We start from the raw sequence: 24,450 nt of genomic DNA on the forward strand, positions 1-24,450 counted from the left end.
GGCTGCAGGGTCTGTTCAACTGCACCACGTTTGAACTCCGGACTGTATTTTCTTCTCTTCGACATAAACACTCCTTTTGCCCATTATCAGGCTTCTTTGAAGTGTCCGCAAAATCGGGGTAGAACCCCACCGTCTAAGATGATATGCGGGATTTCATGATCCAGTTTAACCTTTGTCCGCTCTAATCTGAGTAGTTCAGTGATATGTGTTCCCGTCTGAATCATCAGTAATAACATCAACTCTTTGTAAGGCTGATAATCATTTCGGCTGCTGTCAGAAATACGATCAATTAATAGCTGTTGCTCCTCAGCGGTAAACGTATGTCTTTGCGTTGGTTGATGATCTAGCTTGATGTCAGGGCGTTCAATAGTTATACCGAGTCTGTTTTTCTTTATACCAACCCTAAAAATTGCCAGTAAAGTATTTAGCTCTCTTGTGATCGATGAAGGAGAAGGCTTAGCAGTTAAACCTTTCAAAATATTATTCTCACGAGCTAACTCCCTAACATCCACATATTTATGCAGAGCATCATTCAAAGCTTCTTGTGTAAGGACTTGATCACCTGACAAAGTAATAAATTTATCAAAACAAGCTTTAATGCGCTTATCTTCCCGCTTTGATAAATCTAGGCCCTTCTTGCTCTGATAAGATGTCCAGCAGTCACTGAATAGACATTGTGCTTGATATTTTTTGGCTGGCTCCGTCAGTAATTTCCATGCCTGCTTTTGAATTTGTAAATTGGCAGGCAATTCTTGTTCTGAATAATATGGATTAGCTAAAGCGTGATAACTCTCAGCACTGCCATGGTCAAATAACTCTTCAAACACTCCTGCCTCTTCTATCATGGAAGTAACAGCGTGTCTGAACATTGGTGTGTTATCCATCATCACAGATTCATCATCCGCCAGCATGCCAGCTTTTAACTTATTAACTCTTAGATATAGCTCAGCCTTTTTGATTAACTCATTACGTTCGATGATAGGTAAATTAAGCTGTTTGAGAGATGAAATGTATTGTTCATAATCAGCATGTGCCTGTTTCCAAGCGTTAAACAACTGCTCTTCTGTTGCAGCTGAAGAAATAAGCTGCCTTCTGTAGTTCTTTTTACCTTTAAATGTTGGATGACCTCGAAGCTGTTGTGGGATGGAACGGACATATGCCCAGGTTCCATTATTTTGCGTAAGTCCTTTCATCAATATGTTTTTTCCCATTTGTATAAATCCTACTTAAAAAGCTACTTAAACTGGCCTTTAAATTTGCCAGAAAAGTAAGTTATCTATCTGATTTATATAGACATTATAAAGATGAAAAGGTTCCGGCCCCGGGCACCATCAGAAAATATTTAAGCCTCGATACTGAAAAGTGTTGGGGCTTTTTTGTGTTTAGGGATTCACTGTTCGAGACATAGAAGAAGTATCGTTTTATTCATGACTTGCATTTCAATTGCAAAATCGTCTTAACTTAATTTGCTGTATCTAATACACTGCAACTATTTTTCATCAGAATGGCGGCACAACATGCCAATTTTAATAAGTAATAAAATCAAGTCAAAGCTTCCACCTCAGGAAAAATCAGAAATTGAAAAAACTCTCTGGAACAAGTCTAGCGAGATATGTTTCTTGTGCGGTTCTAAGCTAATTGAATCCACGGACAAAATTGTTGCTGACCACGATAACCCTGAAGCTGAAGCTGATGGAGTTACTAATAATACAACGGTCGACAACCTCAACTTGGTTCATGATTCTTGCAATAGCTTCAAAAGAAATCATCCAACAATAGATGTCAGGCCGTATTTAAAACTATTAGTTAAGATCCGTGAGATCGGCTCTGCGGTAAACTACAATGCGATCTGCAATATCTTCGGTTTCGACGTAAAACCTTTAGATTTGGTTGAAAATAATTTAGAGGTAACAATTACGACGGCGTCTGTGGAAAGAACATATCCCGTTTTTACTGAAACAAACAAATCCGGCATACATCGTTTCATTTTTGCCGAATTACCGAGAGCAAATATTTTTAATGATGATGAATGTCAGCCTAGAAACATAAACACTCAACATCTGTGGCAAATTTACAATGATTTAAATAGGAATCCGCTTCATGAAGCTCCTGCATGTCGGATAGTTAAGATCCCGGGATCACAACAAACCTATAAAGCTTTGATGTTTGATGGACAGCATAAAACAGTCGCGTCTTGGATCTCGGAAAAGGAGTTCATTGTTGTCAAGATTTATCTAAATCTGACTAAAGACTCGGCTGTCCGGCTAGTTAACTCAGTACAAGCAAAAATAAAAAAACTACCTCTCTCGCCTTTCGAATTGTCTGCAAAAATGGCAGAAGAATGGCAAGAACGCATTGAAAAATATGAATCAGTTATTGGCACTGATAAAGCTTCTGAAAATGGGTTTATTGCTTGGGTAGAGCAGGATGAGCGCAATAGGGCAAAAGCTGCTTTCACTGATGCTCTATTCCAGAACATATTAGATAAAGATGAATTGCAATTTAAACAGAAAGTGCTTAAACCCGGTCAAAAGCAATCTAGTTCTGAGAAGTACATAACTGAAGCAGCCTTTAGGAATAAAATCCTACAACCTTTATTGCACATAGCACCACTCAAAGAATATTTCGTTGAGAGCCAAGTACTGAGAAATAGAGAAACAGACAATATCATCAAATTACTGAATCTTGTCTATTCTGTTCTCTTCTTAGGTGAAAATGACGGCAAATTAAGCCCTCAAGAAGAAATCAGACTAAAAAGAGCACTCTATCAATCCTCACTTAATTATGTCGCATCATTATTACGCTCGTTGGTTGGCCATCTACTTGTAGTAGAACATCCAAGACAATTACTTGAAAAATCTATAACTTCTGATAATTGGGCTCGAATAGAATCCAGTATTCAAAGACTTTATAAACATCCAGTTTGGACTGCAAGTGAAGATTTAAGCGATAAAATGGCGGCAGTTATGACCTCGCTGAGTAAAAACCAAAATGCTGAAAAAGCTTTCAGCGATGTCGAACTCAAACTTGGTTATGTTGTTGGAGCAGATAATGTTGACGCCAGCTGTTTACAATAACTAATCTACACATTAAGTTTCTGAGTGGCTAACTAACTGGGTTATAGTCCGCCTATCTGATGGTCTTATGGCGAGGTAAAACCAATCTTAACTCTGCCTATAAAGTAGGCTAACTAGTTTTCTTAGTGAAGGTCACACTGATATTTTTTAACTAACTTTTTGAAACAGCTTCCATGATTTTTGGATACATCATTTTTGCTAATGAAGAAAATACCGGCACAACTACTGAGTTTCCGAACTGCCTGTAAGCCTGAGTATCTGAAACCGGAATTTTCCATTCTGAGCAACCTGGCTTATCAAAGCCCATAAGCCTTGCACATTCTCTAGGTGTAAGTCTTCTCGGGCGCTTGTTTTGATTCTGTTTATTCCAAAAATCATCTTCCGCTTGCTGTAGATTCCACCCCATGTGGTTCACAAGAATTTCAGAACCGTCCTTGTGATATCGTGCCGATAATGTTCTGGCAACAACATTTTTATCTTCAGGATCAATCAGTCCGTAACCAAAGCCGTTACCTTTTGCAGCGTGCTTTATTGCGTAGTTATACAGATACTCCCAAAGCTTAGGGGTCAATTGATACTTAGATATATTCACTCCTTCGGAAATCTCATCTTCACTGTGAAGTATAGATTTAAACGAAGGCCTATTTTTGGGCACAAACTGATTTATGGCTTTTAAAGTAAAACCCTCATGCACATTTAGATCTTTACGAAATCCAACGAGAATAATTCGCTCTCTGTGTTGCGGTGTGAACAAGGCACCATCTACAATTTTTGGATCATTACCCTTCGGCGCATCGATATCAGCAACCCAGTAACCTAGGCGGTCCAATGTTTCCGTGATAATTGCAAATGTTTTACCCCCATCGTGACTTTTCAGGTTTTTAACATTTTCCAGAACAAATGCCTCAGGACGCTTGGCCTTGATAATCATCTCAACGTCAAAAAATAATGTTCCCTGTGTTTTGCATTCAAAGCCATGCGCTCTTCCTAATGCATTTTTCTTTGATACACCTGCCAATGAAAATGGTTGACAGGGAAACCCTGCTAATAGGACATTAACCTTTCTAGGAATGGCGTTTCGGATGTGTTCTATTGCCTGAAGCTCAGCAACCTCACCATACTTTTCCTTATTGCTGAGAGTGACGTCCCTAATGTCCGTATTGAAAATATGATTTTCATCATCACAATACCAATTCGCCTTATAGGTCTTTACTGCGTATTTATCCCACTCGCTAGTAAAGATACATTCTCCACCAATGTCTTCAAACCCCTTTCTAATTCCACCAATTCCTGCAAACAGGTCAATGAATGTAAAGTCAGGATTGCCATAATGTTTTGGTTTTGCAGGTAGAATTTTTTTGATGAATTTAACTTCCATCATAGTTAGCGGCTTTAGCAAGCCTTCTGAACGTAGCCAATTCCTGAGACTATCTCTATTCCATTCATCATTAATACTCTCAAGTAGTAATGCTGTACCTTTGAGATCATGAATATCTACAAGCCGACAAACCAAATCAAAATTTTGCTTCGCTTGTTCAATCCTGTGTTTTTCAGCTTCAAGCTTTAGATTTTCAGCTAAGGAGTGGTAAGTGTTCATTCTCATCTCGCTGGGAATTTTAAGCTGAAATTATCACACATTTCACCCAGAGGATGGAAGGTTATTTGGGAAGAAATCCAAACATCATTGAGACCATTTCCATGTCTGAAATCAACTCAGTCATTAAACATGGATTTGTACAATTTTATTATATAAGATGGCCACTTTAATGTTGCATGGATGGGTAATAATGATCCCGAGTTGTCTTTTTTCATCACCTGATTGGGATTTTCCTATATATAAGGTTTTAGCTGACAACGACACTGGTAATTCATTAGGTCATCAAGGTGGAGTGCTAATACCTAAAGATCTAAGACCTTTTTTCCCTGGCTTACTTGGCACTACATCAGCCAGTAGTCCAACTATTGATAGCCGTATCCAAGCTGAACTGTTCTTGGAAAACACTTACTTATCAACAGTTTCTACTAGGTATCAGTTTCAAACATGGGGTGGCACACGAAGTCCTGAATCCAGATTAACGGATCAACTGACTACGCTTTTAAATATAGCCTCAGGTGGAGACATACTCCTAATTCAGCGTCACATAGACTACGTTAACTATTACAAACTTACCTTGGTGCGTAAATCCTCCGCTGAGTATGAGCATTTGCGTGCTTTCATTCTGGGAAAGAAATGGGGGCCATTAGATTACAAAAAACTGCCCGTTTCTGATGAAGACCTAGCGGTTGCTGAAGATGAACAGGCAGATTGTGAGTCGTCAAAATTCAACCTCTTCGATACTGGAGCGAGCATTTCACACTCTCAAACAAAAAAAGTGGCAAGGGCGGTTACTTTTCGCAAGGGAATATTGAGTCTCTACGATGAGAAATGCGCGATCTGCTCTCAGTCTTTTCGGACTCCGGCGGGGCTGATAGAACTTGATGCTGCGCATGTTGTCCCTAGGGGCATGTTTGGTACTGATGATTCAAGAAATGGTTTTGCCCTCTGTAAGCGTCACCACTGGGCATTTGACAAAGGGTTATTTGGTGTTGGGAATGACAGGAAAGTGGTTGTCCCCCATATCGTTGCATCCATACTAGAAAACCATGAACTCGCGGTTATAAATGGCGCTTACATTAACGAAGCAAGTGATAAAAACTTAATAGTTCACCCTGATGCATTCAGCTGGCATAGAAATAATCTACTTATAAACTAGTTATACTGAGATACATATTCAAGCAGATATGTATCTCAAAATGCTTTGATAAAGAGAATATTGATTAATAAATTCAAAATTCCACCCACAAAAAAAGCCCCCTTTCGGGGGCTTCTTCTTTTGCGTTGTTTCAAATCTTAACGATTACAAATGTACATCGTTACTTCAAAACCGAAGCGCATGTCTGAATATTCTGGTTTAGTCCACATGATAATCACCTCCTGATTGTTTCGTTAACTTACGATTCAAATATTACGCCGACATTTAAAAATGCCATAAGGTGAAATGCTGGTCCGGGCTCAGGATTTTGCTTTATGTCTTTGTCCGATAAAAAGCGGGTTGGGTGAACTTATTTAGTGATTTAGTGGGATATCGAACGGACGGTCGTTACTCAGTGTCCTAAACTTGAACAAGATTTTTTTATTAAGAGAGTACACAAGATGTTTAAAGCAACTTCGATATCTACACAGACGAGAAAAATTACCCTTGCACTGACTATGACGTTCGCGGCTGCCACGCTGTTTACGGCTTGTGGTAGTGATGACAATTCGGAAAACACACAAACCCCAGAAACTGAGATGAGCTCAGAAAATCAGAGCAACATAGAGGCGATTGAAACCACCCCACAAAGCGAACCCGAAACTGAAGTGGTTATTGAAGATGAACCTGTCGCTGAGCTTGATCAAACTGATAACACCATGGCAACTGAAGAAAACGAAGCAACTGGTGCATCAGATAACACAGCCGCTCAAGCTGACGAGCCAAAAAGTGAAGGACCACAAACTCACGTCGTGACTGCACAAGGCATGATATTCAATCCGCTGGTCGTCAAAATTAATCCTGGTGACTCTGTCTCTTGGCGCGATATGAGCACACATAACTCTGAATCAATTGATGGTTTGATTCCTGAAGGTGCCGAGAAATGGAATTCGCCTATGAGTGAAAATTACCAACGGACCTTCACCCAGGAAGGTATTTACGTATACAAATGCACACCGCATATTGGTACCGGTATGGGTGGTGTGATCATCGTAGGTGAACCAGTGAACCTCGAACAGATTAAAAGTGCCAATGTGACTGGCGGCGCTGGTCGATTGGTCAGAAGGGCTATATCTGAAGCAGAAAGTATGTAATTTCGCGATCAGTCGTCTGACCACTAGAAGCACCGGATGCAGACTGACATTAGCAAATAATTGTCAGGGTTCATCCCCGGCACCATTTAAAAAGGCACTTGAAATAAGTGCCTTTTTTATGAGTAAAACCGTTCAAGGTTTTGAAGCTACCGATCCTTGAATTACCAAACGTACCTTGGTTGCCAGCTCCAGGCGGGTATAGGGCTTGCTTAACAATTCCACATCCGGCTCCAAATGACCATGATGATCAATAACATTCTCATTGTAACCAGAGGTAAACAGCACTTTCAGTGACGGATTTATTGCCCGCGCCTGATCAGCGAGTTCACGTCCGTTCATACCGCCAGGCATCATGATATCCGTGAACAATAAATCGATATCGTTCTGTGCTCGGAGTATCGCCAAAGCTTCATTACCATTTCCCGCTATGCGCACCCGGTAACCCAGGCTGCAAAGCTGGTTTGATACAAAGGTTCTCACCAGCTCGTCATCCTCCACCAGTAAAATGAGCTCATCACCACCATTTAGATAAGTCGAAGACTCTTCTGTGATAACGATCGGGTCAGCGGAGGCTGGCAGATACATCTTGATGGTCGTACCCACGCCCGGTTCGGAACTGAGCTTGATATGGCCTTTGGACTGTTTGACGAATCCGTACACCATGGACAGTCCCAGTCCGCTGCCCTTACCCATTTCTTTGGTGGTATAAAAAGGTTCGAACACCCTCTCAAGAAATTCAGGGGCGATCCCAAAACCAGTATCCGTGACTGCCAACATCACATACTGACCGGGCTGCAATTGTGTATCTCGGGAGGCGTCTTCGGCATCCAGTTCGATATTTGCAGTCTCGATGGTCAGCATTCCCCCATTAGGCATGGCGTCGCGAGCATTAATAGCCAGATTTAGTAGCGCGCCCTCCAGTTGTCCGGGATCGACCATCGCCGACATTGGATCATCACCTAAGGCTAATTCGATCTCTATATGCTCGCCCAGCGATCGGTGTAGCAGCCCCTTCACACCGACTATCAAGCGATTGACGTCGACGGCTTTCGGGTCCAGCGTCTGCTTGCGGGCAAAGGCCAGCAAATGGCGGGTTAGTTCAGCTCCGCGTTGGGCTGCTCTGGAAATCATGTCAGCAAGTGAATGCAGTCGCGAATTCGATGCCAGTTGCTCGCTCAGCAATTCCGCATTGCCGAGAATTACCGTCAACAAATTATTAAAGTCGTGGGCCACCCCACCGGTCAATTGCCCCACTGATTCCAGCCGTTGGGATTGACGCAGTTGTTCTTCAAGCGCATTGCGCTCGGTAAGATCGATGTCGATGCAAAACAGTTCCGGAGGTTGGCCGGGCCGGCGTACTACCGAATGGCTGGAATACACCGACACCCTTGAACCGTCCTTGCACATCAGGCTTAACTCACCGCTGTCGATGCCACCCCCAGCGGCAACGTTCTTGAGAGCTTCGCGCACAGTATCGCGCATCTCAGGGGGGATGATCAGCGTGAGTAGATTTCCTTCCAGTGCTTCCTGCTCGCTGTAGCCATACAACATCTCTGAGGCTTTATTCCAATAATGCACGCCGCCGTCCAGTCCGTACCCCTGAATGGCTACGTTGGGCACATCCTGTAGCAGACTGCGAAAACGCCCCTCGCTCTCGCGTAAGGCTTCAGCAATCAGCTTGCGTTCGGTGACATCCCGCAGGGTAACTATCCAGGCAGCATTCCCATGCCACTCGGCTGAGCCGACACACACCTCTGCGAATCTTGCTGCCCCAACCATTCCAGGCAATTCCATCTCTGGCTGATCGCCCGGTTTGATGGAGATGCCGAGTGGAGCGCCTATTAACTCACTTTCTGTCTTCTTGAATAACTGCTGCGCTGCTGGATTTGCATAGCGAATCATACCTGCCTGATCGACTACCAGCACACCATCCGGTAAGCGGGCGATCAGATCACAAAACCACGAATCACCGGTTGGAGCGGGTGAATTTGAGTCATCTGCAGACATATTAGAATCCCTATCCCTGATTGGGAACAGGAGTAAACGATGAGGGCTTCAGAGTGAAGAAAAACGTGTTGTCTTCGCTGATTTCACTGCTGATCTGTATATAAACGTAGCGGATTTCGGAATGGCTTACTTGATCCGGGATATAAGCTTGGGGTGACTTGGCAGCATTGTTATCCACCACCAGAATCGTGACATCTTTTTGACAGGCCGCTGTATTAAGCATCAGTGATGCCCCCTTTGTAAAAGTGATGGTGTTCTTCACAATTACACTAGACGAGAAGGATTAGATTACCTTCAGGCCACTATAGCAAAATCAATATCTATCATCCATGAGCTTGCTTCTCTGCAACGAACGTTAAAGACGATGAAAAACAAGGGGTCGTATTTCTTGAGCACCAACTCACTCATCGTCCTAATCGCTTATTCGATAGCTAGTACTACGCCCACCACCAGTATTTTGTAAAAATATATCTCTTGTCAGCAGCTCCTGAATATCACATAAAGCCGTGTCATTAGAGCAATTCGCTAGCTTGGCATATTAAGGTATTCATATGCCTTTCAAAGTCCCTTTCGCAGATGATTGATGATTTAGCGTTGCCGCGAGTCTTGATAATATTTTCAGTTTTACTGTAACTAAAAGCTTATTTAACGCATTTTATGCGGCGATTAGAGACATTATTCACCGCAAATATACTTTCGCTATTCAAGCAGATAAATGTCTCAAGATGCTTTGTGCAAGAACATCATGATCAATAAATTCAAAATGCCAGCCACAAAAAAGCCCCCTTTCGGGGGCTTCTTGTTGTGCGTTGTTTCGAATCTTAACGATTGCAGATATACATCGTTACTTCAAAGCCAAAACGCATGTCTGAATATTCTGGTTTAGTCCACATGATAATCACCTCTTGGTTGATTGATTTGCTTACGGTTCCCATAGTACGCCGTCACGCAAAAATGCCATAAGGTGAAATGCTTGTCCGGACTCAGGATTTTGCTTAACTTAAATCAAGTACATCTGAGACAAATCTCTCTACTCTAATAATCAACTACAGCGTTGAAGCAATGCTGAATTAGTCGGCGTAGCAAAGTTTAAGGAACAACGAATTTCAGGCGTTAAGTCAGTTGTATTGGGGGTTCAGTTTTGTCGCTCAGATCCTAGTCAAATTCATCATACATAACATCGGTATTGAGCCCATACTGAGATAGTCCCCACTAGATAAGCGAGACGACACCCCGCCTATTTTCTACAAAACTATAGGGACTGTTTATCTTTCATAGCCGCCTCTGTTGTGACTCTGAAAGATAAACAGACCCTTATGATGCACTTGCAGCTAACGGTTGCAGTTGCTGACATCACATTCGAACGAGGAGATCGACATAGATATCAAAGAGTTCGGATCGGCAGCACGCATGCGACATGTCCTTAGAAATGACAAGGACACGGAGTTGTTACGCTCAGAGTTATTAAGCATCGAACAACTCAAACGCCATGCGATGACCTTAGCGCATGAACATCAAATAGATCCAAAGCTCGATTCAGATAAGTTACTCCCTCGTTTAGCCGATAACACACGCGTATTGCACACCGCTTATGACGTGGTGACTAAAGCGGCGACTGCAGGGCAAACCATGGTGCCTGCCGAAGCGTGGTTACTGGATAATTTTTATCTTATCGAACAGCAAATCCTATTAGCCAAAAACCATTTACCGCGTGGCTACAGCCGAGAATTACCCAAACTCGCTAACGGCTTGTCGGCTGGTTATCCAAGAGTTTACGACCTGGCCATTGAATTAATTTCGCATATGGATGGCCGCCTGGACAGCGACAACGCCAGCCAGTTTATTGCCGCTTATCAAACGGTTGAGCCGTTAAAATTGGGTGAGTTGTGGGCGTTTCCAATTATGCTGCAATTGGCTTTATTGGAAAATTTACGCCGGGTGGCTGTACGCATCGCCCAACGCCGTGAAGAACGCGACGCCGCGATCACCTGGGCTGATCGTATGCTGGCGATGGCGGAAGATGAACCAAAAAAACTGATTAATCTTCTGGCTGAGTTTGCCGATGCTGATGTGCCTTTAACTGCGTCTTTTGTGGAAGAGTTTTATGCCCGGCTTCAAGCGCAAGGCCCGGCCATGGCCTTTGTGCAAACCTGGGTTGAACATAAATTATTAGAGCAAGGTGTCACAGCCACCCAACTATCTGAATCCTCTGGTCGCGTGGCGGCTGCTAATCAAATCTCCATTGCCAACAGTTTCAGCAGCTTGCGCTTCATCGGCATCATGGACTGGAAACAATACGTCGAATCACTCAGCGTGGTTGAACAGGCGTTACGCGAAGGCGATCCTGACATTTATCCGCAACAGGATTTTGCAACGCGCGATCGTTACCGGCACGTTATCGAAGATATTGCCCGTCACAGCAGTTGCAGTGAGCTGGAAGTTGCCCATGGCTGTCTTCAGCTCGCAGCACAGGCAGCCTTAGCTGTCGGAGCTGATCATCGTAAAGCTCATATTGGTTTTTATTTGATTGATGACGGCCGTAACTTGCTCGAACAATCGGTGAACTGTGAAATCTCCTGGAAGTTAAAAGCCAGACGTATTATTAAACGTTCACGATTAACACTGTATCTTGCGCCGATAGTCATTCTGCCAGTGGTTGCAACGTTTCTAATATTAAGCTGGCTTTTACAGCTAAATGTCCCTGGCTGGCAGCTTGGCGTATTGGCACTTCCGCTTTTGATCAGTGTGTCAGCGTTGATCATTCCACTGATTAATCACTTTATTACCTTATTACTGCCGCCCCGTGTTTTGCCAAGGCTGGATTTTTCTCAAGGTATTCCTCAGCAACATCGCACCATGGTCATCGTGCCAACGTTACTGGCAAGCACTAAAGATGTCGATGAGCTGATTGAGGCTATACAAATTCGCTATCTGGGCAATCGGGATGCCAATCTGTTTTTTGCCCTGCTGACCGATTTTCATGATGCCGCTACCGAAACTTTGCCAGAAGACTCGGCGATAATCAGTTATGCAACCAAAGCGATTGAAACGCTTAATACAACTTATCGAAATGAAGATCGGCCGTGCATTTTTTACCTGTTTCATCGGCCCCGAGTGTGGAACCCTTATGAAAAAATCTGGATGGGCTATGAACGTAAACGTGGCAAGTTAGAACAATTTAACGCCCGGCTACGTGGTGAAGCGTTAAATGCATTTTCGACTATCGTCGGTGATACCGATATTTTACCAACCATCCAATATGTCATTACTTTGGATACCGATACCCAATTACCCCGTGACGCAGCACATGCATTGATCGGCAATTTGGCTCATCCACTGAATCGGCCGGTTTTTGATGCCAATGTCGGCCGTATTGTCGATGGCTATGCGATTTTACAACCGCGAGCATCGATAAGCCTTGCCAGCGCCAACCAATCAAAATTCAGCAAATTGTTTTCTGGTGCTTCCGGTATTGATCCTTACACGCGTGAAGTGTCCGATGTATATCAGGATATTTTTGGTGAAGGTTCGTTTATCGGAAAAGGCATTTATGACGTTGATGCGTTTCGGCAAGTGACCGAAAGCCGTTTGCCTGAAAATCTGATTCTTAGTCATGACTTGCTCGAAGGGGGCTACGCTCGCTCAGGTTTGATTACGGATGTCGACCTCATCGAGTCGCACCCTGCTACCTATACCAGTGAAGCGAGTCGTCGTCATCGTTGGATTCGGGGTGACTGGCAACTCATTGGCTGGTTATTACCCAACGTTTTATGCTCAAACCGGACGGATGACAGCTTAACGCCATGGCGGAAAAACCCGCTTTCTCTGTTATCAAAATGGAAGCTTTTGGATAACCTGCGTCGCAGTTTGGTCGCGCCGGCATTATTGGCTATGTTAGTGATGGGGTGGTTTTTTACCACTGGAATAGTCTGGTTTTGGACCGTACTGTTGCTGGCCATCATTTTGTTGCCAACAGTGCTGTTCTCGCTGATCGCAATGGTTAAAAAACCTAAACAAAGTGACTGGTTTTTGCATTTAAAAATGACGGCTAAATCCACCGATCATCCGATTATGCAGGCATTAACGACTTTGATATTTCTGCCGTATGACGCGCTGATAAATATCAGTGCCATTGCGCAGTCTGGCGTTCGTATGTTGTTTACCAAAAATGGCTTATTAATCTGGCAGCTGCCAAGTTATGCCCGACGTAACAAATGCCAAACGCTGCTGAATTATTTCCGGGAAATGTGGATTGCCCCCCTGCTGGCCATTGTATTAACACCGAGCTTGTTATCGATTTATGCGCTAAACCCATTGGTTGTCTGGTTGTTCTGCTTATCGATATTGGTGTTATGGCTGATATCGCCGGTAATAGCCTGGTGGATCAGTCAACCAGCTGTTGAGAAGACAAAATCTTTAACACCAGAGCAACAACAGTTTTTACGGATCTCAGCACGCAAAACCTGGCGCTATTTTGATGACTTTGTTAATGCTGAAGACAATTGGTTACCACCTGATAACTTTCAGCAATATCCGGCCCCGTTAATTGCGTCACGAACCTCGCCAACCAATATGGGCATGTCGTTATTAGCCGATTTGGCTGCCCATGATTTTGGTTATCTCACCATCCGCCAAAGCATCGAGCGCATTGATAAAACCTTAACCTCGATGGAAAAGCTGGAACGCTATCGCGGGCATTTTTATAACTGGTATGACACTCGCACGTTACAAGTACTGCCACCGTATTACATTTCATCGGTAGATAGCGGCAATCTGGCAGGGAGTTTACTGACCTTAGCAGCGGGCCTCGCCGAGTTTAAACATCAGCCCATTTTTTCTGCCAAGACGTTTGAAGGTTTGCAGGATACGTTTCAGGTATTCGTTGAGTCACTTGATATCACAACTAAAAAATCATTGGCCAGTGAAATTAGCAATCTGGATGAGATCCTAAAATCATCTACCTCACAACAAAAAGCCAATTCCATCGGCGAAATGGCCAGCGTTTTAGAAAGCATCAAACGTAGCACTGAAGTCATTGCTGAAACGTTAGCGGCAGATTTCGATCCAGGAAATCGTTACTGGATACAAGCCTATATCAAGCAGGTCAGAGCCTTACAGGATTCACATACGAATTTGCTGGCTGAATCATCGCTAGCAGATCCGATCCCGACGCTGCATGCATTAGCTGCCAGTCAAAATGTTCGGGCTTTGTTAGAGCTGAACCAGATAGATGCGTTAATCCATCGGTGCCATACCGCAGCGATTATGGATTTTGGCTTTTTATATGATGCTAAAGCCGAATTATTAACCATTGGTTTTGATGTCACTGAAAGACGCCGGGATCTGTCGTGTTATGACCTGCTGGCCTCGGAAGCCCGACTCGCCAGCTTTTTGTTGATTGCTCAAGGTCAGGTTCCTCAAAAACATTGGTTTGCTTTAGGCCGATTATTGACCAGCCACGGTGGCGATATCAGCTTGATCTCCTGGAGCGGCTCAATGTTTGAGTATCTGATGCCGCAATTAATGATGCCAAGCTATCCCGATACATTATTAGATCACAGCTGTAAGGCCGCCGTGTCACGTCAGATTCAATATGGCCGGCAACGTTCGGTGCCATGGGGAATTTCCGAGTCGTGTTACAACACAACCGATTTAAATCAGGTTTATCAATATCGTGCGTTTGGCGTTCCAGGTCTTGGTTTTAAACGTGGCTTGGGTGAGGATTTGGTGATTGCGCCTTATGCCACCGCGTTAGCGTTGATGGTCATGCCTCGCGAAGCCTGTCTGAATTTACAATCCCTTGCAGAACAGGGTTTTTCAGGCGATTACGGTTTTTATGAAGCCATTGATTACACCCCGCTGCGGGTGCCTCGGAATAAAAGCTATGCCATTGTGCAGGCCTTTATGGCCCATCATCAGGGCATGAGTTTGCTGTCTTTTGCCATGTGTTGTTAGATCAACCGATGCAGCGGCGTTTTCTGTCTGATCCTCAGATACGTGCTACCGAGTTGTTATTACAAGAACGCGTGCCAAAACAAAGCGCCACCTTGCATCCGCATGCGGCAGAAGTCAGCGCGACAGCCAAGCCACCGATTGCTGATAGTCGATCAATGATGCGAGTATTTAGCCACAATACGCCTATACCCGAAGCGCATTTGCTGTCGAATGGTCGTTATCACGTGATGGCCACCAATTCGGGCGGCAGTTATAGCCGTTGGAATAATCTTGCCATTACCCGTTGGCGTGAAGATGTCACCGCCGATAACTGGGGCACCTTTATCTATTTGCGTGATATGGATAATGGCGAATATTGGTCGACTGCCTATCAACCAACATTACGCCAAGCCGATCACTACGAAGCAATTTTTGTACAGGCACGGGCCGAATATCGCAGATTGGATTTAGAGATTGAGGCACACACTGAAATCAGTGTTTCGCCAGAAGATGATGTTGAAATCCGTCGGGTCACCTTAACCAATCAATCGGATGAGCTACGCCATATTGAAGTCACCAGCTATGCCGAAGTGGTTCTAGCACAATTAACCTCGGATCTGGCGCATCGTGCGTTCAGCAATCTGTTTGTTCAAACCGAAATTTTGGCCGATAGACAGGCGATTATTTGCACACGACGTCCACGAACCGCCGGTGAGAATGTGCCATGGATGTTCCATTTAATGTCTGCGCCAGGTGCTGACAGTGATGCTCCTTCATTTGAAACGGATCGCTCTAAATTTATTGGACGAGGCCGAACAACCGTTAACCCAGAAGTACTCACTAACAATGAATACACTGAATCAGCAACATATCGGCTATCTGACACTGATGGACCGGTACTGGATCCGATTGTCGCTATTCGCCGTACATTAACGCTGTCACCGGATATTTCTACAGTAGTGCAGATCATCTCCGGTGTCGCTGAAAGCCGCGAAGCCGCTTTGGCACTGGTGGATAAATATTGTGATCGACATTTTGTCGAGCGGGCTTTTGAAATGGCCTGGTTCCATAGCCAGGAAGTATTACGTCACATCAATATTAATGAAGCCGATGCCCAGATTTATGGCCGTTTAGCCAATTCGGTTATTTTCGGCAATCGACTGCGCCGTATCGCACCGGAAATCATTGCCCGCAATCAGTTGGGACAATCCCGTTTGTGGCGCTTTGCCATCTCCGGTGATTTACCTATCGTGTTATTAAGTATTGGTGATATCAATCGCATCGACTTGGTCAAACAAGCTTTGCAGGCGCATGCCTATTGGCGAATGAAAGGTCTGATTGCTGATTTGGTCATTATCAATGAAGACTATTCGAGCTATCGCGCCGAGCTTCAAGATCACATTATGTCCCTCATTAATACAGGTCCTGAAGCACAAGTGTTGGATAAACCAGGCGGTGTATTTTTACGCCGCTCCGATGAGCTGACTGAAGATGAGCGGGTATTATTACAAACGGTTGCCCGTATTGTGTTCAGCGATATTCACGACACGTTGATTGAGCAAGTGGATCGTCGGGTGTCAGTTACCCGACCATCAGACCAATTAACGATAACGGCAAAACCCACCTTATTACCCGTTAACTCGCTAGAGCCACGTGATGGTATTTTCAAAAATGGATTAGGCTGCTTTACGCCAGATGGCCATGAATACGTTATTAAACTCGAACCCGGCACAACTACTCCTGCACCTTGGGTGAATGTGATTGCCAGTCCACATATTGGAACTGTAGTCAGTGAAGGTGGCGGCTCATACACTTGGGTGAAAAATGCCCATGAGTTCCGACTCACGCCTTGGTTGAATGATCCGGTCAGTGATAGTAGTGGTGAAGCGATTTACATCCGTGATGAAGCAACGGGTGAATTCTGGTCACCTACTCCACTACCGGCGCGTGGCCGTACCGGATATGTCTGTCGCCATGGTTTTGGTTATAGCGTATTTGAACATCATGAAGCGGAAATCACCTCTGAACTCACCACCTATGTGGCGATGGATGCAGCGGTGAAATTTGTAGTGGTGAAGCTCACCAATCAGTCAAAACGAACCCGTAATTTATCCTTAACCGGTTATTGGGAATGGGTGTTAGGTGAATGGCGCCATAGTAATTTGATGCATATTGTCACTGAAAGTGAGCCTCATTCAGGCGCGATATTTGGTCGTAATGCTTATAGCCGTGAATACGCAAACCAAGTGGCTTTTGTGCATATCAGTGAACAAAAACAATCAATGACCGGTAATCGCACGGAATTTATTGGTCGTAACGGTTCGTTGGCAAATCCAGCTGCGATGGCGAAACAACATTTGTCCGGCAATACGGGCGCGGGGTTTGATCCCTGTGCAGCGATTCAAAGCAAAATTGAATTAGCAGCCGGACAAACACGTGAGGTGGTGTTTATCATTGGTTCAGCAACCAGTGTGTATGAAGCTAACCAACTGATTAATCAATACGGCGGGCCGGTCGGTGCCAAACAAGCATTGGAATCAGTCTGGGAATTCTGGAATCACACCTTGGGCACCATTAATGTCGATACCCCAGATCCGGCATTGAATGTACTCGCCAATGGTTGGCTGGTTTATCAAACCATTTCTTGTCGTCTTTGGGGACGCAGCGGCTATTACCAGTCTGGTGGTGCTTATGGTTTCCGTGATCAATTACAGGACACCATGGCGTTAATTCACGCCACGCCTTGGCTGGCACGTGAACAGATCCTGCTGTGTGCTGGACGGCAGTTTATCAAAGGCGATGTTCAGCATTGGTGGCATCCACCTAATGGTCAGGGTGTGCGTACGCATTTTGCTGATGATTATCTGTGGTTACCATATGCCACCTGTCGCTATGTGATGACCACCGGTGATACCGGCATTCTTGATGAGCAGATTCATTTCCTTGAGGGCCGTGAATTAAGTGCTGATGAGGAAGCCTATTACGACCAGCCACAACGTTCGGCAGAAATCGCCAGTGTCTATGAGCATTGCGTAAGAGCACTTAAACATGGTCTGCGTTTTGGCGCACATCAACTACCGCTAATGGGTTGTGGTGACTGGAATGATGGGATGAATCTGGTCGGGCAACATGGCAAAGGCGAAAGTGTCTGGCTGGCATGGTTTTTATATGACAATTTGCGGCAATTTTCACAGCTCGCCATCACGTTCAACGATGCTGAGTTTGCTGATAAATGTCAGCAACAAGCAGAATTACTGCGTTACAACATCGAAGAAAATGCCTGGGATGGCGAATGGTATCAACGCGCCTGGTTTGATGATGGCACACCGCTGGGTTCCGCCAGCAATGATGAATGTCAGATCGATTCGATCAGTCAAAGCTGGTCGATACTCTCAAAAGGTGGTGATGAAAATCGTGCCAGCCAAGCGATGAGTGCTGTTGATAAACGTCTGGTACGCCGCGATGCACAGCTGATTCAGTTACTAGACCCACCGTTTGATAAATCGGATCTGGAACCGGGATATATTAAAGGTTACGTGCCCGGTGTTCGTGAAAATGGCGGTCAATATACTCATGCGGCTATCTGGACCACCATGGCATTTGCCGCGATGGGCGATAAAGCGCGGGCTTGGGAATTTTACGGCATGCTCAATCCTGTTAATCATGGTGATACGGCTGAAGCAATAGCCCGTTACAAAGTTGAACCGTATGTGATGAGCGCCGATATTTATGGTTCTGAACCACATACCGGCCGAGGCGGCTGGACCTGGTATACCGGCGCAGCAGGCTGGATGTATCGACTGACGGTGGAAACCTTATTAGGCATAAACTTAGAAGACGGCCATCTCAGAATTGCCCCTTGTGTTCCGGATGACTGGACATCGTTCAAGGTGCACTACCGTTATAACGAAACGCTGTATCACATCACCATAAACTGCCAACCAGGTCAGCCGAAACAAGTGACACGTTTATTGTTGGATGATTTAGAAATAGATTCTGCAAGCGAAGTGGGCGCTAACAATGGTAAATTCCCCGTTATCAATGATCAGCAGGTTCATCATGTGGTTATTGAGCTTAATAGTTAGGCTCTAGTTTTCACCAAACTTTAAATGGCAACCACAAAAAAGCCCCCTTTCGGGGCTTTTTATTTTGCGTTGTTTCGAATCTTAACGATTGCAGATGTACATCGTTACTTCGAAGCCAAAACGCATGTCTGAATATTCTGGTTTAGTCCACATGATAATCACCTCTTGGTTGTTTAGTTGACTTACGATTCATATATTACGCCGCCTCTTAAAAATGCCATAAGGTGAAATGCTTAACTAGACTCAGGATTTTGCTTGTTATAAAAAACTATACTCAGGCTTCAATAGCGACTTTTAAAACGCCGTCTCTCTGATGCGAAAACAAATCATAGGCTTCTGTGATATTTTCCAGTTTGAAACGGTGCGTCACCATCGGGCTTAAATCCAACCTGCCATGGGAAATTACATCCATCAAACGCCGCATCCGTTCTTTACCGCCAGGACACAATGAGGTGATGATTTTGTGGTCGCCTAATCCTGCTGCAAATGCACTAAGTGGAATCGTCAGATCCGAGGAATAAACCCCAAGACTCGACAAGGTTCCGCCGGGTTTCAAGACACGCAGTGCTGCTTCAAAAGTGCTTTGTTGACCAAGTGCTTCAATGGCCACATCAACACCTCGTCCACCGGTCAATTTCAATATTTCGGCGACAATATCATCTTTCCGATAATCCAAAGTCACGTCCGCGCCCATTTGTTTTGAGATCGCCAGCCGTTCATCTACACCATCTACCGCAATAATCAGACTGGCACCTTTTAAGCGTGCACCCGCTGTTGCACATAAACCTATTGGTCCTTGAGCAAATACGGCCACTATGTCACCAATTTTGATATTGCCAGCTTCGGCTCCAGCAAATCCGGTGGACATAATATCCGGACACATCAGAACCTGTTCATCCGTTAAATTATCTGGAACTGGAGATAAATTCGCTTGGGCATCGGGGACCAGAAGATATTCAGCTTGTGCACCATCAATGGTGTTACCAAAGCGCCAGCCGCCCATGGGTTTGTAGCCATGAGAATGTGATCCGCCATCCTGTGCTGAACAATCGTCCTGACAGGCATAGGAAGTAAAACTGGGACAAATTGCTCCCGCGATGACTCGCTGTCCTTCATGGTAGCCCAAAACATTTTTGCCTAGTTTTTCAATCACACCAACCGGTTCATGACCAATCGTCAGACCTTTTTCAACGGGATATTCACCTTTGAGAATATGCACATCGGTTCCACAGATGGTCGTCGTGGTAATTTTAATAAGTGCATCGTTATCGCCAATCTCAGGGATGGGTTTGTCATCAATCTCGATCCGACCTGGCTCAACAAAAATAGCTGCTTTCATCATATTCGCCATGATTCTTCTCCTCATAAATGCATAGGATGCCCTCAAAGCAAGGTTTATATGAGAGCAATAAAACCAGCATAGACCTTTTAGGAGTGTCAGACATTGACCTAAATCATTCCAAGTGAACTTGTTCCTCGGCAAAGCAGATTTGGAAGTGAATATTTATGGCGACAGATAAAAAAAATGTCAGGCCTAAGCCTGACAAAAAGACAACGAGAGAGATACTGAATCAACCAACAGAAGCTTCTTCTGTTGAGATCACTTATCCGCTTAAATCATCGGAAAAACTGTGTATCAATTCAGATATTTATACACAACGTAATTACCTCTATTAAATATTGTTTGGCTTTTCACAGATTTAACAATCTAACGGCTCGCCGGATAATTTTGCGTTGCCAAATGCCGCTAAATGAAATTGTTCTTTCGCTAAGCTCTTGGTAAATTCATCGCTCCATTTTGGTGCGTCCGCACCTTATTCGCTCGTTCCCTGAGTCACTTCTGATCCCCCCAGCAACCTTAAACTCTAGGGATCACACGCGTGTTCTAGTTTTGCTGAATATTACGTTTTCTATGATAATTGGACTGCTTATTGCTTATGACTGTGGTTGGACAAAAAGAACTTATTGATCGTGTTCTGTTTCGTCGTTCTGCTCATGATCAATCTTTACTGAATTAAGCTTCTTTTAGTGTGTTCATAAAAAATAAAACACGAATTAACTATCACCGCATACAAGGATATCGAAATGAGTGGAAACGAATCGCGCCTGACAGCCATTTCACAAATTACTAACCGTGAAAAGATGACTGTAAAGACGCCTGAGCCTTTGGATAAAATCTGGGCAACAGATGTATTCAACCTGGCGACAATGGAACAGGCGTTGAATAAATCGGCCTTCAAAGCGGTTAAACAAACAGTGCAAACTGGTGCGCCGCTTGCGCCAGCCGTAGCGGATGTTGTGGCTGCAGCGATGAAAAGCTGGGCTTTATCTAAAGGCGTTAAGTTCTTTTCACACATTTTCTACCCAATGACCAATATCACCGCCGAAAAACACGACGGTTTTATCGTGACGAACTCTGAAGGTAATGCGATTACCGAATTTTCTGGCAGTTTGTTGATTAAAGGTGAACCGGACGGTTCATCATTCCCGAACGGTAGCCTGCGCATGACCAATGCAGCACGTGGCTACACAGCTTGGGATCCAACCAGCCCTGCATTCATCATGCACACCGAAAATGGTTCGACTTTGATGATCCCAAGCGTATTTATGTCTTGGACTGGCGAAGCACTCGATAAGAAAATCCCATTACTACGTTCTAATGCCGCAATGGATAAAGCCGCCCGCAAAGTACTGAAATTAATGGGTGAAGAAGAAATTGCCACATTGAATTCAAGCTGTGGTGCGGAGCAAGAATACTTCCTGGTTGATCTTAACTTTGCCAATGCCCGTCCAGACTTATTGTTAGCTGGTCGTACATTGTTTGGTGCATCACCAGCCAAAGGTCAGCAATTTGATGATCATTATTTCGGCGCAATCCCTGAGCGTGTGCAAGTCTTCATGCAGGATTTTGAAGATCAACTGTATCGCTTAGGCATTCCAGCCAAAACCCATCACAACGAAGTTGCTCCGGGCCAGTTCGAAATCGCACCGTATTTTGAATCTGCCAACATCGCTGCCGACCACCAGCAGTTGATGATGACCTTAATGAAATGCACAGCGAAAAAACATGGCTTTATGTGTCTGTTACATGAAAAACCATTCGCTGGCGTTAATGGTTCTGGTAAACACGTTAACTGGTCTGTCGGTAATGCCACACAAGGCAACTTGCTGGATCCAGGCAGCACACCACACGATAACCTCAACTTCTTATTATTCTGCGGTGCAGTCATCCGTGGGGTTCATAAATACGGACCTCTGCTGCGTGCCGTTATTGCATCTGCATCAAATGACCACCGCTTAGGTGCGAATGAAGCACCTCCAGCAATCTTGTCTGTATACCTTGGCGACCAATTGGAAAAAGTGTTCCAGGATATTAAAGACGGCAAAATTGCTACATCGTCTAAAGGCGGCGAAATGGACTTAGGTCTTTCGCAGATCCTTAAATTCGAACGTGATCCAGGTGATCGTAACCGTACTTCTCCATTTGCCTTCACTGGAAACCGTTTTGAATTCCGTGCAGTCGGCTCATCACAATCAGTATCTGGTCCATTGGTCGCAATGAACACCATTCTGGCTGACTCGTTAGATTGGATTGCTGGCAAACTGGAAACAGAATTGGCTAATGCAGGCAGTAAAACAGAAGCTGTGTTATCCGTACTGAAAACCTTAATGGAAGAACATGGCAACGTTGTGTTTGGCGGTGATGGTTACTCTGCTGAATGGCACAGAATGGCGGTTGAAGAACGCGGCTTGAAAAATCTGCCGACTTCAGCTGATGCACTGCCATACTTGCGTGATGAATCGATTCGTGAACTGTTCTCACGTACTGGCGTGTTTTCACCAGTCGAGTTGGAAAGCCGCTTTGAGGTTTATGCCGAGCAATACATCTTATCGATTGAAGTTGAAGCCAAACTGGTTATTGAAATGGCCAAAACCATGATTTACCCAGCTGCAACGCAATACCTGGCGGAGTTATCAATGGCCAATAATGGTATGGCTGAGCTGGGCATTGAAATGGATAACGCTATCGCCCTTTCAATTGCCAACGAAACCAACGCCATGGTCGCAGCAGTTGCCGAACTTTCTTCAGCAATTAAACAACATGACTTTGATTCAGTCGAAGCACACATGAATTACTGTGCGCATGATATTCGCGGCTTAATGGTGAAAGTACGTACTCACGTTGATGCATTGGAAGCGGAAGTAGCTGATGACTTATGGCCACTGCCGAAATACCGTGAAATGCTATTTATTAAATAAATAAACTTCTAAGTTACACGCAACAAAAAAGGCCAGAGAATTTTCTCTGGCCTTTTTTATGGCTTAAGCAGTTAGATCACCTTGATTGACACTTTGATTTTAACGTCTTTACAAGACTATTTAACAGGTCTACCATTCGGTCTCATAGTTACTTAAAACATCAAGGTATAACGATGACACACCAAATACTGACTGACCTGGCTGCCAGCATTTCTGAGCTGAAGGCTAACCCCATGAAAGTTGTAGCCAGTGGTGAAGGAATGCCAATTGCAGTTCTAAACAGGAATGAACCTGCATTTTATTGTGTTCCGGCAAAAGCCTATGAAGCGATGATGGATCTGATTGAAGACAAAGAGCTTTTAGCGCTTGCCAAAAGCCGCATGGATGAGGAAAGCATAAAGGTTAATGTGGATGACCTATGAGTTAGCATTTAAGAAAAGTGCTTTAAAGGAATGGAAAAAACTTGGCCCAAGTGTAAGGGAAATTTTCGTTAAAAAACTCAAAGAGCGACTTATCAATCCACACGTTCCATCTGCAGCAGTAAGCGGCGGAACAAACTTATACAAAATAAAACTCCGCCAACTCGGATACCGTCTGGTCTATTCAGTATCAGATACCACCGTAACCGTCACTGTACTTGCCATCGGTAAACGAAATCGAAATGAAGTTTATGATTTAGCACTTTCCCGCGAGAAAGCCGACAAATCATAGTGGCATGTTCATGAAACCGGCCAAAAGCAATCAATATGGTAAGAATCGATTGGTTTCTAATGACCTATTGCTACAATCCTGAATCGATTGAGGAGAGAAAAATGGCTACTAAAAACATTCAGTTAGATCAAAATCTAATTGATACGGCCACTGTAATGGCCAAAGCGCTTAAACGAACTCCGTCAGAGCAAATAGAGCATTGGGCAAAGATTGGAGAAATGTTGGAAGCTAACCCAGATTTGCCTTATGAGTTTGCAAAGCAGGCAATCTTTGCCAAAGCAGAGCGAGAAGCAAGAAAACTGGAAGCTTATAACTTTGGCTGAAGCCAAGAGAATATAAGTTAAAAATGAGCAAGCAACTCACTTTACTCGGCCCCAGTTTTTATGAATGTCTTCGCTACCCCATCTGCTGCAGTATCTTCCTTAAAATGATTTTTGCCTGCCTAGGCATTTAATTATCCTGAGCAAATCAACCATACTAAATCTCTCCC

Annotated in this window: 17 protein-coding genes; 9 read left to right on the plus strand and 8 right to left on the minus strand. The window is 44.3% G+C overall.

What is annotated here, in order from left to right; genetic code table 11:
- Positions 1-86 precede the first annotated feature (86 nt).
- A complete protein-coding gene (locus tag E8Q33_RS11665) occupies positions 87-1,211 on the minus strand; it encodes a hypothetical protein (RefSeq protein WP_136554926.1) in 1,125 nt (374 codons plus the stop codon).
- A 306-nt stretch (positions 1,212-1,517) separates the two neighbouring features.
- On the opposite strand from E8Q33_RS11665, the gene E8Q33_RS11670 reads away from it, so the two are divergent.
- Positions 1,518-3,077 carry a hypothetical protein gene (locus E8Q33_RS11670; protein ID WP_136554928.1) on the plus strand — a complete coding sequence of 520 codons (1,560 nt, stop codon included), beginning with the start codon at positions 1,518-1,520 and terminating at the stop codon, positions 3,075-3,077.
- Between the two features lie 151 nt (positions 3,078-3,228).
- Here E8Q33_RS11670 and dcm read toward each other — a convergent pair whose 3' ends face one another.
- A complete protein-coding gene (dcm, locus tag E8Q33_RS11675) occupies positions 3,229-4,674 on the minus strand; it encodes a DNA (cytosine-5-)-methyltransferase (RefSeq protein ID WP_136554930.1) in 1,446 nt (481 codons plus the stop codon).
- Positions 4,675-4,843: 169 nt separating this feature from the next.
- Here dcm and E8Q33_RS11680 point away from each other — a divergent pair, with 169 nt between their 5' ends.
- Complete coding sequence (locus tag E8Q33_RS11680; protein ID WP_211116152.1) at positions 4,844-5,830, plus strand: HNH endonuclease; 987 nt, start codon at positions 4,844-4,846, stop codon at positions 5,828-5,830.
- Between the two features lie 137 nt (positions 5,831-5,967).
- Here the strand turns inward: E8Q33_RS11680 and pqqA (E8Q33_RS16555) are convergent, their stop codons facing one another.
- Positions 5,968-6,039, minus strand: a complete 72-nt coding sequence (pqqA, locus tag E8Q33_RS16555) for a pyrroloquinoline quinone precursor peptide PqqA (RefSeq protein ID WP_081443609.1) — start codon at positions 6,037-6,039, stop codon at positions 5,968-5,970.
- Between the two features lie 231 nt (positions 6,040-6,270).
- Between pqqA (E8Q33_RS16555) and E8Q33_RS11690 the strand changes: the two genes are divergently transcribed.
- Positions 6,271-6,963 (plus strand): plastocyanin/azurin family copper-binding protein, encoded by a 693-nt coding sequence (locus tag E8Q33_RS11690; protein ID WP_247870074.1) that lies wholly within the window; start codon positions 6,271-6,273, stop codon positions 6,961-6,963.
- Positions 6,964-7,095: 132 nt separating this feature from the next.
- Here the strand turns inward: E8Q33_RS11690 and E8Q33_RS11695 are convergent, their stop codons facing one another.
- From E8Q33_RS11695 to pqqA (E8Q33_RS16560), 3 genes are all read right to left on the minus strand, one after another.
- The gene (locus tag E8Q33_RS11695) at positions 7,096-8,970 is read right to left on the minus strand and encodes a PAS domain-containing sensor histidine kinase (protein ID WP_136554934.1); all 1,875 of its coding nucleotides are present in this window, start codon (positions 8,968-8,970) and stop codon (positions 7,096-7,098) included.
- A gap of 10 nt (positions 8,971-8,980) precedes the next feature.
- Positions 8,981-9,193, minus strand: coding sequence for a hypothetical protein (locus E8Q33_RS11700; protein WP_136554936.1), 213 nt, complete (start codon positions 9,191-9,193; stop codon positions 8,981-8,983).
- A 598-nt stretch (positions 9,194-9,791) separates the two neighbouring features.
- Positions 9,792-9,863, minus strand: coding sequence for a pyrroloquinoline quinone precursor peptide PqqA (gene pqqA / locus E8Q33_RS16560; protein ID WP_081443609.1), 72 nt, complete (start codon positions 9,861-9,863; stop codon positions 9,792-9,794).
- Positions 9,864-10,380: 517 nt separating this feature from the next.
- Between pqqA (E8Q33_RS16560) and E8Q33_RS15675 the strand changes: the two genes are divergently transcribed.
- Together E8Q33_RS15675 and E8Q33_RS15680 are read left to right on the plus strand one after the other, a co-directional pair.
- Positions 10,381-14,925, plus strand: coding sequence for a glucoamylase family protein (locus E8Q33_RS15675; protein WP_211116153.1), 4,545 nt, complete (start codon positions 10,381-10,383; stop codon positions 14,923-14,925).
- Between the two features lie 8 nt (positions 14,926-14,933).
- Positions 14,934-18,989: a GH36-type glycosyl hydrolase domain-containing protein gene (locus E8Q33_RS15680; RefSeq protein WP_211116154.1), complete on the plus strand. Its 4,056-nt coding sequence runs from the start codon at positions 14,934-14,936 to the stop codon at positions 18,987-18,989.
- 81 nt (positions 18,990-19,070) lie between these two features.
- Here E8Q33_RS15680 and pqqA (E8Q33_RS16565) read toward each other — a convergent pair whose 3' ends face one another.
- Together pqqA (E8Q33_RS16565) and E8Q33_RS11725 are read right to left on the minus strand one after the other, a co-directional pair.
- On the minus strand, positions 19,071-19,142 hold the full coding sequence (gene pqqA, locus E8Q33_RS16565) for a pyrroloquinoline quinone precursor peptide PqqA (RefSeq protein ID WP_081443609.1): 72 nt from the start codon (positions 19,140-19,142) through the stop codon (positions 19,071-19,073).
- A gap of 121 nt (positions 19,143-19,263) precedes the next feature.
- The gene (locus tag E8Q33_RS11725; RefSeq protein ID WP_069296692.1) at positions 19,264-20,340 is read right to left on the minus strand and encodes an NAD(P)-dependent alcohol dehydrogenase; all 1,077 of its coding nucleotides are present in this window, start codon (positions 20,338-20,340) and stop codon (positions 19,264-19,266) included.
- Positions 20,341-21,074: 734 nt separating this feature from the next.
- On the opposite strand from E8Q33_RS11725, the gene E8Q33_RS11730 reads away from it, so the two are divergent.
- The 4 genes from E8Q33_RS11730 to E8Q33_RS11745 all read left to right on the plus strand — a co-directional run bounded on the left by E8Q33_RS11730 (position 21,075) and on the right by E8Q33_RS11745 (position 24,283).
- Entirely contained in the window at positions 21,075-23,249 is a 2,175-nt protein-coding gene (locus E8Q33_RS11730; RefSeq protein ID WP_069296691.1) for a glutamine synthetase III, read from the plus strand.
- A 173-nt stretch (positions 23,250-23,422) separates the two neighbouring features.
- Positions 23,423-23,671, plus strand: a complete 249-nt coding sequence (locus tag E8Q33_RS11735; RefSeq protein ID WP_136554938.1) for a type II toxin-antitoxin system Phd/YefM family antitoxin — start codon at positions 23,423-23,425, stop codon at positions 23,669-23,671.
- The gene (locus tag E8Q33_RS11740) at positions 23,661-23,960 is read left to right on the plus strand and encodes a type II toxin-antitoxin system RelE/ParE family toxin (protein WP_136554940.1); all 300 of its coding nucleotides are present in this window, start codon (positions 23,661-23,663) and stop codon (positions 23,958-23,960) included. Before E8Q33_RS11735 ends, E8Q33_RS11740 begins: the two co-directional genes overlap by 11 nt.
- A 101-nt stretch (positions 23,961-24,061) precedes the next feature.
- The gene (locus tag E8Q33_RS11745; protein ID WP_136555048.1) at positions 24,062-24,283 is read left to right on the plus strand and encodes a hypothetical protein; all 222 of its coding nucleotides are present in this window, start codon (positions 24,062-24,064) and stop codon (positions 24,281-24,283) included.
- Positions 24,284-24,450: the final 167 nt, after the last annotated feature.

It is taken from the genome of Methylophaga sp. SB9B, assembly GCF_004832235.1.
Lineage (GTDB): Bacteria > Pseudomonadota > Gammaproteobacteria > Nitrosococcales > Methylophagaceae > Methylophaga > Methylophaga muralis.